The 12152-nt window shown below is 42.4% G+C and carries 9 protein-coding genes and 1 rRNA gene; 5 read left to right on the top strand and 5 right to left on the bottom strand.

All coding sequences use genetic code 11. The features are described 5' to 3' along the window. Positions 1–21 precede the first annotated feature (21 nt). The 4 genes from CLI64_RS16035 to CLI64_RS16020 form a co-directional block, all read right to left on the bottom strand. Positions 22–1508, bottom strand: a 16S ribosomal RNA gene (locus tag CLI64_RS16035). Positions 1509–1826: 318 nt separating this feature from the next. Next, positions 1827–3014, bottom strand: a complete 1188-nt coding sequence (locus CLI64_RS16030; RefSeq protein ID WP_103138144.1) for a hypothetical protein — start codon at positions 3012–3014, stop codon at positions 1827–1829. 2 nt (positions 3015–3016) lie between these two features. Next, complete coding sequence (locus CLI64_RS16025; protein WP_103138143.1) at positions 3017–4447, bottom strand: hypothetical protein; 1431 nt, start codon at positions 4445–4447, stop codon at positions 3017–3019. Positions 4448–4709: 262 nt separating this feature from the next. Then, the gene (locus CLI64_RS16020; protein WP_103138142.1) at positions 4710–5096 is read right to left on the bottom strand and encodes an alr0857 family protein; all 387 of its coding nucleotides are present in this window, start codon (positions 5094–5096) and stop codon (positions 4710–4712) included. 199 nt (positions 5097–5295) lie between these two features. Here CLI64_RS16020 and CLI64_RS16015 point away from each other — a divergent pair, with 199 nt between their 5' ends. After that, complete coding sequence (locus CLI64_RS16015; protein WP_103138141.1) at positions 5296–8193, top strand: NACHT domain-containing NTPase; 2898 nt, start codon at positions 5296–5298, stop codon at positions 8191–8193. Positions 8194–8728: 535 nt separating this feature from the next. Beyond that, positions 8729–9181 carry a hypothetical protein gene (locus tag CLI64_RS16010; protein WP_103138140.1) on the top strand — a complete coding sequence of 151 codons (453 nt, stop codon included), beginning with the start codon at positions 8729–8731 and terminating at the stop codon, positions 9179–9181. Between the two features lie 198 nt (positions 9182–9379). On the opposite strand, the gene CLI64_RS16005 is transcribed toward CLI64_RS16010, so the two are convergent. Next, positions 9380–9799, bottom strand: coding sequence for a DUF1036 domain-containing protein (locus CLI64_RS16005; protein WP_103138139.1), 420 nt, complete (start codon positions 9797–9799; stop codon positions 9380–9382). A gap of 353 nt (positions 9800–10152) precedes the next feature. On the opposite strand from CLI64_RS16005, the gene tgt reads away from it, so the two are divergent. From tgt to CLI64_RS15990, 3 genes are all read left to right on the top strand, one after another. Further along, positions 10153–11289, top strand: a complete 1137-nt coding sequence (gene tgt / locus CLI64_RS16000) for a tRNA guanosine(34) transglycosylase Tgt (RefSeq protein ID WP_103138138.1) — start codon at positions 10153–10155, stop codon at positions 11287–11289. Between the two features lie 159 nt (positions 11290–11448). Further along, positions 11449–11586: a photosystem II reaction center protein K gene (locus tag CLI64_RS15995; protein ID WP_010995059.1), complete on the top strand. Its 138-nt coding sequence runs from the start codon at positions 11449–11451 to the stop codon at positions 11584–11586. A gap of 162 nt (positions 11587–11748) precedes the next feature. After that, complete coding sequence (locus CLI64_RS15990; protein WP_103138137.1) at positions 11749–12045, top strand: 2Fe-2S iron-sulfur cluster-binding protein; 297 nt, start codon at positions 11749–11751, stop codon at positions 12043–12045. Positions 12046–12152: the final 107 nt, after the last annotated feature.

Here is a 12152-nt window from a genome sequence, read left to right as displayed (position 1 = left end):
TGATTTGGGTAGGTCTCCCTAAAAGGAGGTGATCCAGCCACACCTTCCGGTACGGCTACCTTGTTACGACTTCACCCCAGTCACCAGTCCTACCTTAGGCATCCCCCTCCTCGAAAGGTTGAGGTAATGACTTCGGGCGTGACCAGCTTCCATGGTGTGACGGGCGGTGTGTACAAGGCCCGGGAACGAATTCACTGCAGTATGCTGACCTGCAATTACTAGCGATTCCTCCTTCACGAAGGCGAGTTGCAGCCTTCGATCTGAACTGAGCTACGGTTTCTGAGATTTGCATCACATCGCTGTGTAGCTGCCCTTTGTCCGTAGCATTGTAGTACGTGTGTAGCCCAAGACGTAAGGGGCATGCTGACTTGACGTCATCCCCACCTTCCTCCGGTTTGTCACCGGCAGTCTCTCTAGAGTTCCCAACTTAATGCTGGCAACTAAAGACGAGGGTTGCGCTCGTTGCGGGACTTAACCCAACATCTCACGACACGAGCTGACGACAGCCATGCACCACCTGTGTTCGCGCTCCCTAAGGCACTTCCCCCTTTCAGGGAAATTCGCGACATGTCAAGTCTTGGTAAGGTTCTTCGCGTTGCATCGAATTAAACCACATACTCCACCGCTTGTGCGGGCCCCCGTCAATTCCTTTGAGTTTCACACTTGCGTGCGTACTCCCCAGGCGGGATACTTAACGCGTTAGCTCCGGCACGGCTCGGGTCGATACAAGCCACGCCTAGTATCCATCGTTTACGGCTAGGACTACTGGGGTATCTAATCCCATTCGCTCCCCTAGCTTTCGTCCCTCAGTGTCAGTTACGGCCTAGTAGCACGCTTTCGCCACCGGTGTTCTTCCTGATCTCTACGCATTTCACCGCTACACCAGGAATTCCTGCTACCCCGAACGCACTCTAGCTTTGTAGTTTCCACTGCTTTTATGAGGTTAAGCCTCACTCTTTAACAGCAGACTTTCAATGCCACCTGCGGACCCTTTACGCCCAATCATTCCGGATAACGCTTGCATCCTCCGTATTACCGCGGCTGCTGGCACGGAGTTAGCCGATGCTTATTCCTCAAGTACCTTCAGAATTATTCCTTGAGAAAAGAGGTTTACAACCCAAGAGCCTTCCTCCCTCACGCGGTATTGCTCCGTCAGGCTTTCGCCCATTGCGGAAAATTCCCCACTGCTGCCTCCCGTAGGAGTCTGGGCCGTGTCTCAGTCCCAGTGTGGCTGATCATCCTCTCAGACCAGCTACTGATCGTCGCCTTGGTAGGCTCTTACTCTACCAACTAGCTAATCAGACGCGAGCTCATCTCTAGGCAGCAAGCCTTTTACCTTTCGGCACATCCGGTATTAGCCACCGTTTCCAGTGGTTGTCCCCGACCTAGAGCTAGATTCTCACGCGTTACTCACCCGTCCGCCACTGAATCCTAAGATTCCGTTCGACTTGCATGTGTTAAGCATACCGCCAGCGTTCATCCTGAGCCAGGATCAAACTCTCCGTTTTGTTAGATTGTTTGTTTAGCTCTTTCTTTGGCTGCTCTTTTTACACCTCAGCCTGGTGTGTATTTTTCTTGACGCAGGCTAGTTGTTTTTTTTCTGGCTTTCAAACTATAATTTTTTCAAGGTTCGGTCGCCCGGACTGCGCTTCGTCGCGCTCGTCCCTCAGGCACTTACTCAATATAGCTAATCCGACTTGGTGTGTCAACACCTTTTCCAAACTTTTTCGTCTCTTTTTTTCTCTCCCCCCTCAATATCCTTACTAAATAAGGATTCCAGCCTTTAGCTTTTTTCTATTTCCTCATAATCTACCGACCTCAGCTGGTTATCTCCGGGATTTTTTAGTTTTTTTGAGTGCAGCTTCACGCACCGCTTGATTGAGTAGGTACCCAAAACCCGCAGATTCTATTCGAGCAATGAATTCCTCGCTAGTGTGTGAGAGTGCTTTGGCTGTGGCTTCCAGATTCCAGTTGTGTTCGGCTAATTTGCTCAGTAAGTAGGCTCGGCGAGTTTGTGCTTCTGATAGGCGGTAAGTTTTGAGATATTCTAGTTCTCCTGATTCGTGGATGATGGCTTCGCCGATATAGTTTTCGTGTTTGGGTTGTAAGTCGGTGATGAACCTTTGCAGTAAAAAAGAACCGGCAGTATAAACTATCTGAGAATTTAACTGGCGTTGTAGTAAACCCTCTGCCATAAAGCCTTGAAAAGATGCCCAGTCTTGTCGCATTTTGGCGATCGCTCCTCTCAAATCTGCCAAACTATTAATATTGGACTCATCTACAGTGGTTTCCATTGGCCAAGTTGTGTCATACAGCAAGCTGTACTGGTAAATCAATTCTCCATAAAAGTCTTCTAAAAGGCTGGTATGCAAGGCACGGTAGTCTTCTGGGGTGGGAACTACAAAAGCTGATGCTAATGATTCGGCAACAAAAACTAACACCCCAACTTGTTGTTCGTGAATTTCAAACACACGTAAAGCATCTTCCAAACCTGCAATGTAACGTCCACTCACAGCAGTTTCGTAGCGCGAACCCAAGCCATGAGAGAGAGCATATTTAGAATATTCGCGCCAAGCAATTGTCGGTCCTGAGAAAAACAGCGAGAGAAAACCTTCCATCGCTAGGTGAAGAGGTAAAAATCTGAGTTGATTAGCTGATTCTCGTTTAGCCATGCGGTGCATTAAACGCACGCTGGCACAACCATATTCTTGACGTTGTCCGTCGGGTTTGAGTATTTGTCCACCAAAGCTGACGACGGGACTACCATCATCAGTCCACGACATAACTAAGCCGTGGGGAACATAGGAAAAATATTTTGTGCTTGGGTCTGTAAATTTCCCTTCTAAATTGACGATTGTTATATCTTCTTCATAGGAACGACGGTTTAAGCGCAAATCACCGCGTATGTTCCGCCGGATAAGTGGCACAATGCGGACTGCACCTCTTACTTGTGAAGGGGCAATGTCTAATCCTTTTAGGGATATATCTGCTAATAATCTTTTCTTTTGTGCCATATCTAGACCCTGATGGAATTGCTTAACATCTGTTGCACTCTGGAGGCTAAATAGTCTTCTAGTTCTGATAAAGGTGCAGAACCATCAGCAAATCGGGCAAAGCCCAGCATGGTGGGTAAATCTTCTGCATCTCTGAGGCCGACAGTGGGGATGCTGGGGCTGAGATTTTGTAATGAAAAGTCTTCAGCATTAAATACGGGGTTGCAGTGAATGATAGAAGTTCGTTTTTGGGGGTCTAATTTGGTGCGATAAATTTGCAGCACTTGTGCCGCACCATTGGGTGGGTCATTTTCACAACCGTCAGAGATAATCACTACTAAGTCTGCATCGGATGCTAAGGCGTTTAGTAATGGTGTAGCTAAATCAGTTTGTCCATAGGGACGTACTAGTAATGGTTCTGGTGTGGGTACTGTCCAGAAGGAGCGATATTCTTGTGAGGCTGCTTTGAGGAAGTAGTGTGCAGCTAAGGCGACACCCAAGGGACGGCGACGTTTTTCACTAGAACCGGAACTGGAGTAGCTGCAATCTAGGACTGCGGCAACTTTTCCTAGTTTTAGAGGAGCTTTTTTGAGTGTTAATTGTGCCGATCGCTCTAGAGCTTGGGTTAAAATTGTTTGCTGCTGTTTTCGTGTTTTCCAAGGTAAGGAAAGGATATATAACGCTAGTTTGGTGAGGGGAAGACGACCTAAATCTATATCTATATCTACTTTCTCACTCCGTTCTGCTGCACCTTGAAAACGCAACTTTTCACCCAAGGTCATTTGTTCTTGAATGTGGGATAAAAAAACATCACGGGGAATTTTATGTTTTGTTGCTAAACCTTCGGCGACAGTGAAAGGTAATTTATAAACGGCTTCTGCGCTGTAATGTGCTTGGCGAAAGTTCTCAAATAACTCAGTGGTGTAAACTTGTTTTTGCCAGTTGTGAAATAAGAAATTACCTAATTCCCCTTGTAATTTTAAGTGGGCGTGGGTGGCGATCGCTCGTACTTTAGCACGATATTTCACCGCATCAAAACTAATATCACGTCGCATACTTAAATAATCTCGTGCGATCGCTCTACTACGACGATTATTAATTTTTCTTTGGCGTAGTTGCTGCAAAACTCCCCAAGCTCTCTGGGGTGGTAGGGTATTGAGTGTATGGGCAATCAGAGCGCCTTCCTCTTCTCGATGTTGGGGAAGTGTGTCTTTCCCTGTTGCCAGTAGTTTCAGGATGATTTGGGCTTGATTGAAATGATTGATACCTGCGGCTAAGGAACGGGCATATAGTAAGCGGTAATTACCGAGAATATAGTCATGTAAAAAATCAATTGATACTCTTTGACCGTAAGCATCATCATAAAATTCACGTTGTCCTGTGCAAGCAAGGCAAGCATTGATAAACATGACCAAATCTTCTTGTGCAACTTGGTCGGAACGGTTAGTAGTCATAATAATAAAAATTGATGAGGATGCTGTTTGGGGAGAAAACAGTACAACTAGGTCAGACAACTTAACCGGTTGGAACGGAAGTCATACTAAAGTCCCGCAAACAGCAAGACTGAAAATTTGGTCAATATTTTGAAGGGGTGCGGTTCGGGGAAAGGCGGCACAACTAGCTATAACAGTGGTAAAGACTGGGTTCGGAAGTTGTACCATAGTCCCGCGAACAGCAAGCTTTATGTAAGTTTTTTCAACGCAGAGTGACGCTAAGTCAACGCAGAGGGGCGCAGAGTGTTGTTAATTGTGGCTGGGTTTGGGAGAGAGATTCTAACAATAGTTCAGCAGATTGACTTAAGTTGGTCACAAAAATTCCTGTTGCGCTTTCTAAATTGGATGTTAGCCAAGTGCCTTTAAGAATAATTTCGGCAAAGGAGGCATCACAAGGGTAAATTTCTAAGATATTTTCTTGAGATAGCCGTGCTAAGTCGGCAATGAGAGATGAGTCGTTGGCAATCAGAAATGTAGCTGTGGTGGGTTCAATATAAAGTTTTGTAGCAGAACACAGAGCTAAGGTTACTCTTTTGCTTACCCAATCTGGTAAAGATGCGTTGAGATGTTCTAGGTGAAAGCTGTTTTCTGTGTAAGTTAGTTTTAACATATAGTGATTTAGGATTGATATTTTTATTTGTATGGTGGAGTTGCTTTGTCTATGAATTGAGGATATGCGGAGGTACTTCCCCGAAGCGAATTAGGGTATCCATCGCCGCAAACACTTGTAAACTCAATATATTCAAGCTGAGGGAAGTTGCTAAACTTAGGGGAATCCCCGAACTTTGTTGATTTTGGCGACAACAGCAATGGCAAGAGCGAGTTACGGTCTAGAAGCAAAAAAGCGATCGCGGCACTTATTAGGGTTACTGTTGGCTTATGCTAATGATGCAATGGACTGTGATGAGTCGGCTTTAGATGCTTTACGTCCGCAGATTCAAACTCGCTGGCTAAATGAATATCGGCTGGTTGTCAGAACCAAAGTCAGGTTTCTCCAAGCACTAACAACTTTGATTGCTGGCGATACTCAACTCAATGCAGAACAAATTAAGGAATCCCTCAAGCGGTTTGCTGATTTTTTGGAAATTTTAGAGGATAATCGTCCCTCTCGCAGTGGTTCAGAAACTTGGCACTTTACTCTTAATTTGTGGCATAAACGCCAAGATATAGCAGGCAACTTGCAACAATTTGATCAAGAATGGGAACGTCGCCGTTCTGAAAGATCACAGCCAGTAGTAGCAAAACCACAAGCAACTGTGGAACAGACTGCTGCTTTACTTATAGATTGGCAACACATTTGTCGTGCTGATTTAGAACTCAACAATATTCAACGCCTGACAACTAATCCCCTAACAATCGCTGATGGGTTAAGTTTTGCCTTAAATCAAGTTTACGTTTCCTTGGGATTGGTAGAACAAAAACAGCGATCGCGTTATCGTGATGATGTTAACCCTCAAAATGGTTCTCGTTTATATGAACCAGAAGATACGGAAGTCACTCAAACTTTTGACCATGATGAATTTATACAGCAGATAATACAAGCAAAACAAAGTAAACGAATTGCTATTATCGGCGAACCAGGGGCAGGCAAAACTACTTTACTGCAAAAAATTGCTACTTGGATATTAAATAATACTACTGACTTACCAATTTGGATTTCTTTAGCAGATTTACAAGGTAAAAGTTTAGAGCAATATTTAATTCAAGTTTGGCTACCTGCTGCTACCCGCAAGTTACGTGTCTCTCCAGAGGTAGAGGAGGAATTTTGCCAACAGTTTAATCAAGGTAAGGTATGGCTATTACTAGATGCAGTAGATGAAATGGCGATCGCATCTACTCTGGCTTTAGCAAAAATTGCCAGTTATCTCAAAGGTTGGGTAGCAGATGCCACAATAATTTTAACTTGTCGGCGAAATGTCTGGGATGCGGGAAAAAACGTTTTAGAGAATTTTGACACCTATTGTAATTTGCATTTTACCTATGGTGATAGTCAGACACCAGACCGAGTGGGGCAATTTATTCAACGCTGGTTTCGCACAGATGTAACTATAGGCGAAAAACTGCGTTTTGAGCTAGATCAACCTGAACGGAGAAGAATTAGGGATGCCGTGAAGAATCCCTTAAGATTAGCATTATTATGTCGGATTTGGGGATTAGGAAAAGGCAGTCTCCCGATAACAAAAGCTATTTTATATGAGCAATTTGTTGAGGCAATTTATGAGTGGAAGCAAGACAGATTTCCTACAACTTTAACCCAAAGACAGCAGTTAAATCAGGCATTAGGAAAGTTAGCATTATTAGCAATCACTCAAGAAAAGACTAAATTTCGTCTGCAACATAGTTTTGTTTGTCAGGTATTGGGTAATCCTGATGATGGATTATTTCAATTAGCATTGCAATTGGGGTGGATCAATCAAGTAGGAATCGCAGATAGTTCTAGCGAAAGAGTGTATGCGTTTTACCATCCTACTTTTCAAGAATATTTTGCTGCTCAAGCTGTCACTAATTGGAGTTTTTTCTGCAATTCCAATTGTGAAAGTGTAGCAGTAGATAATTATCGGATTTTTGAACCACAATGGCGAGAAGTAATTTTATTATGGTTGGGGAGAAATGACGTAGCACCAACAGATAAAACAGCATTTATCCAAGCTTTAATTAATTTTGATGATCAATGTGGGGGATTTTATAGTTATCAAGCCTACTTTTTAGCAGCGCAAGGGGTAGCTGAGTTTAGTGATTGTCAACACACTGATGGTATTATTCAGCAATTAATTAAGTGGCGTTTTGGTTACTTTGAACCTGGGAAACAAAGGTGGTTCAGATACCCGCTACCAATTGTGGAAGGCGCGCGCATAGCATTACTTAAAACTGATCGAGTCAAAGCGATCGCAGCCCTAGAACAATTTATTCAATCATGCGAAAATGAGTTTGATAGTTGGAATGCTGCCTATAGTTTGGGTAGAACTTTTGACCCTGGCAATCAAATTGCGATCGCTACTTTAGAAAATTTAGTCAAAACCGTTCGACATGAATCTATCCGGTGGCAAGCTGCCTATAGTTTGGGTAGAGTAGATCCTGGTAATGCTATTGCGATCGCGGCTTTAGTGCAGGTGATAGAATCTAGTAAAAATGAAGCTACGCGTCGCAAGGCTGCTTATTCTCTAGGAAAATTAGATGGTAGTAATGTCATCGCTATTTCTACATTAGAAACGATAGCTACATCCGCCACAGATAAATCACAACAACGACAAGCCAAAGAAAATTTAATTGTGTTGCGTCGTGGAGAAACTACAACGCCACCAGAAAAGAAAAAAGATGCCAAAACTCCAGCATTATCCTCAAATTCTGCTACAACTATTGCGTCATTAATTAGAGGCATTACATTGGTTGATGATGAAGATACTCGAAGACGTAGAGCTTATAAGTTGGCACAAATTGATCCAGGTAATGACATCGCATTAACGACTTTATTAACAGTGCTAAAATCAACTCAAAATCAGTCTTTACGCAAGCGTGCAGCAGATAACATTAAAGAAACTATTGTTTATGAACAGTTTCCCCAGGTGATTACAGCCTTAAAAGAATATTTTATTGTTGCGCCAGAGAAAAATTTACACTTATATTGTGATGCCTATAAACTCATTTGGCATTGTGCAGAAAACTTGAATTATCAAGAGTTTTATCAAATTTGGCGTGACTGTTATTGAGCAGCTTGATTTAATTTTGCTCTACAAACATCTGTCAATACTCAAGCCAATTAATGCAGACATTTCCAAAATTGTCGCACTGTCTTGATTATCTCACAGCGATCGCCATTAAAGTAGACTTGCTTCCAGAAACATTATGTGCTAATAATCGGCAAAACTCAATCCAATAAACAATTTCAGGAAAGTTGACACTAATTTTTCCGTCACAGTTAACATTAGTTGATTTTAAATATTTAGCTAAGATTGCGGTTAATATAAGAAATCAATCAGCAAATTTTGCTATGCTGGACTCTGTAATCTAGTTGTTTACGTACTCACTGTAATGTAAATACTAGAGAGATTCAACTAGCTAAAATTGCCACACAGTAAATTTCCATAAAATTTATTTTCGATAGCCAAGCGAAAATTAATAATTTACTCTAGGTAATTAGACGATCGCTCTCAAAAGTTGATATTTTTATGTAGAGGGTCAACAAGCTATAACAGCAACTGTCTGGCTGAGTTGGACTTACTTACGCTCGCTTTCAATTCTTCTATGAGTCATCATCTACCCGACACCAAGATACCTGCTCCGTGCATTGTTAACACGGGCATTATTGTGAACAAACTCGACATGAAACGACTGTTGGCTGATTTAGGTCGAGTCCACTACATCTACACCCAAGAAGACAAGTTACTGAGCGAGGGTGAAGGGGATGTGATGGAAGTATTTGCGAACCCGCAAAGGTCTACCTTAGTCGCGAATAGTGCGCTTTATCTCAATGTTGAGAGTTTTGATTATTTAGAACTGAAACAATCCCCGCAACAAGAGACCTTCTTTGATTTAATGCAAGAAGGAATGTGTTTGCGGTTGATCCCTTTATCAACTCCTTTGCAGGAGCGTAAACAAAGACAATGGAATGTCAGTGCGATTGAAGCCATGATGGATGAAGTGCTAGCTGCTAGATGGGACGCAGAATTTGATGACGACTGTTCTGATACCTTCTAGCTACAAGCTTACCCAAATCTTATTCCAACTATTTCATATCGAATTAGGCAAACCAGTCTTTTAGCATAATTTGTTTAGTCATGTCATACCCCAACGGGCGTGTCAAGACTAAAATAGCGCAGAAGTATATTTCTTGTGGTGTGGGTTTCTAGCCCGCACCACAATAGTATTTAATCTAGACAGTCCACTACGCAAAATTTATCTCAGATTGAGTCTGTAATCATACCTATCTGAAACTACTTTGTAAAAGGTTTTAGGAAGCATACTAGAAGAACAACTGCCGTCAGCATCAACGATTTTAAAAGATGATTGTTTCAGACAAAATATAGCTGTGCTTCTATTTTGTAACTCCCACGGCCGCCATTCGTTATCAGCTGCATAAATATAAGTAGAAACTCGTCTCATATCACCGATAAGAACTGTTTCACACTCGCCTGGATTTACGTGAGTCCAGCCACTAGCTACCCAACTACCCTCTGAATACCAAGCCTTAGCTACATAAGCTTTGTCAGACGCGGAACTACAGACAATCAAATCAGCTTTAGCTTCAACTGCTGTACCCATAACTAAGGGCATGGATAATAAGCCAGAAATAAATAAGGAATTGACAGCTTTCATGTTGATGAGAAAATCTTTTGGAGTTCATTTAAAAGTAATTAGAGGCAATTGATTAGCTGACTTGAGAATGGCATCCCTAACCAATTAATTGCGTCGGCATACTGATTTACTAGTTAAATTCACTGACAGTAGCATCAATTCCAGAAATATGAGAAAACGGAAATCGAGTTGTTTCTTTACCTAGTCTTGGCTTGAGGCTAGTGGAACACAGCAGCAACGTGTTATGTTAACAAAGCATTGAGATTACACAAAAAGCTACAAGCAAACATGAAGATTTATTTGCTGGTATATCTAGAAAATAAAGCCTTCTTGTCTAGTCTGAATTTTCCCATTAGCGATCGCCTGATTTTACCTTGAGTGCCATCTTTTCTTATCAAACTTTGGCTCGTTGTAGCCAGACAAAAGCTAGAGTCGGTGTATTCTCCACACCGCACGGCATTGTAGAAACTCCCAGATTTATGCCCGTGGGAACACTAGCTAATGTTAAAACTGTCACCCCAGCCCAGTTAAAAGAGACTGGGGCGCAGATGATTCTATCTAACACCTATCATCTCCATCTCCAACCAGGGGAAGCAATTGTGGCGGGTGGAGGTGGTTTGCATAAGTTTATGGGCTGGAACGGGCCGATATTGACTGATTCCGGTGGGTTTCAGGTTTTCAGCCTCAGCGAAATGCGAAAAATTACGGAAGAAGGTGTAACTTTCCGTTCTCCCCATGACGGGCAAATTATTAAACTCACGCCAGAACGTTCCATAGAGATTCAGAATGTTTTAGGCGCGGATGTGATCATGGCGTTTGATGAATGTCCACCCTACCCAGCAACGCGTCAAGAAGTAGAAGCGTCAACAGAACGCACTTACCGATGGTTAGAACGCTGTATTGTAGCCCATCAGCGTCAAGATCAAGCATTGTTTGGCATTGTCCAAGGTGGTGTGTATTTAGATTTACGTGCTAAAGCTGCTCATGCTTTAAAGGAATTTGATTTACCTGGCTATGCTATTGGCGGCGTGAGTGTGGGAGAACCACCAGAATTAATGGCGCAAATTGTCCAAGCCACCGCACCATTATTACCACCAGAGAAACCGCGTTATTTAATGGGTGTGGGGACATATCGCGAAATGGTGATTGCGATCGCTTCTGGGATAGACTTATTTGATTGTGTCATTCCTACCCGTTGGGCGAGACACGGTACAGCAATGGTTAAAGGCGAACGTTGGAACTTAAAAAATGCCAAGTTCCGTGAAGATTTCGCCCCATTAGATGAAACTTGCCCTTGTTATGCTTGTCAAAATTTTAGTCGAGCTTACATTTCCCATTTAGTGCGATCGCAAGAAATTTTAGCCTACACCTTATTGAGCATTCATAACATCACCGAACTAATTCGGTTTACCCAAAAAATCAGAGAAGCAATCTTAGGTGATCGCTTCATGGCAGAATTTGGACATTGGCTAAATCCCTCAGAAAATGGGGAGTTGGGGACTGGGGACTAGGGACTGGGGACTGGGGAATGTTGGAGACAAGGTACAGACTAATAACTAATGACTAATAACTATTGACTATTGACTATTGACTAATAACTATTGACTAAACCATGTTAAGATACATCTCAATTATGAAAGCTGTGTTGGATTAGGTGGATTTAAACAAACATGGAAGCAGCATTATTATTAGCAAAATTGCCTGAAGCATACCAAATTTTTGATCCTTTGGTAGACGTTCTCCCTATTATTCCCGTTTTCTTTTTGTTACTTGCGTTTGTATGGCAAGCAGCAGTGGGATTCAGGTAAGTTAAGACATGATTAATTAATGGGACAGGTGGCTTACCTGTCCTATTTTTTTGCAGTTATTCTATCTTGATAATTCTTAACTTTTTGTAATAAATTAAGGGAAGCTCATTAAGATAGGTGTATCACCCGGCTAGCTTGCAGTGAAAGAGGAACTATTCAGTTATGGGTAACATCAAATTTGTCAAAGAAAATAAGGAAGTCATAGCAGCAGATGGTGCAAATTTGCGGCTCAAAGCAATAGAAAATGGAGTTGACATCTATAAAATTATTGGCAAACTCACAAATTGCGGTGGCGGTGGTAACTGCGGTACTTGTATCGTCGAAATAGTAGAAGGAATCGAAAATCTTTCTACTCCCACAGCCGTAGAAAACCGGATGTTGAAGAAAAAACCCGCCAATTATCGTCTTGCTTGTCAAACTTTAGTTAATGGCCCTGTCAGCGTGGTAACTAAGCCTTAATATTGTTGATTTTTCTTGACATCAGTCTTGGCAGTGAAGTCAGTAAAAAAAAGAGCTAACACAGGCGTTGATGATGCTATCCTAAAATTGTTGACTGGAAATTAAAG

It is taken from the genome of Nostoc sp. CENA543 (assembly GCF_002896875.1).
Taxonomy (GTDB): domain Bacteria; phylum Cyanobacteriota; class Cyanobacteriia; order Cyanobacteriales; family Nostocaceae; genus Trichormus.
This window is presented reverse-complemented; position numbering and strand designations above follow the sequence as displayed.

What these genes read in the sequence shown, in the direction of transcription:
- CLI64_RS16030 (WP_103138144.1), bottom strand. Translation starts at nt 3,014, where the DNA reads ATGGCACAAAAGAAAAGATTATTAGCAGATATATCCCTAAAAGGATTA.
- CLI64_RS16025 (WP_103138143.1), bottom strand. Translation starts at nt 4,447, where the DNA reads ATGACTACTAACCGTTCCGACCAAGTTGCACAAGAAGATTTGGTCATG.
- CLI64_RS16020 (WP_103138142.1), bottom strand. Translation starts at nt 5,096, where the DNA reads ATGTTAAAACTAACTTACACAGAAAACAGCTTTCACCTAGAACATCTC.
- CLI64_RS16015 (WP_103138141.1), top strand. Translation starts at nt 5,296, where the DNA reads ATGGCAAGAGCGAGTTACGGTCTAGAAGCAAAAAAGCGATCGCGGCAC.
- CLI64_RS16010 (WP_103138140.1), top strand. Translation starts at nt 8,729, where the DNA reads ATGAGTCATCATCTACCCGACACCAAGATACCTGCTCCGTGCATTGTT.
- CLI64_RS16005 (WP_103138139.1), bottom strand. Translation starts at nt 9,799, where the DNA reads ATGAAAGCTGTCAATTCCTTATTTATTTCTGGCTTATTATCCATGCCC.
- CLI64_RS15995 (WP_010995059.1), top strand. Translation starts at nt 11,449, where the DNA reads ATGGAAGCAGCATTATTATTAGCAAAATTGCCTGAAGCATACCAAATT.
- CLI64_RS15990 (WP_103138137.1), top strand. Translation starts at nt 11,749, where the DNA reads ATGGGTAACATCAAATTTGTCAAAGAAAATAAGGAAGTCATAGCAGCA.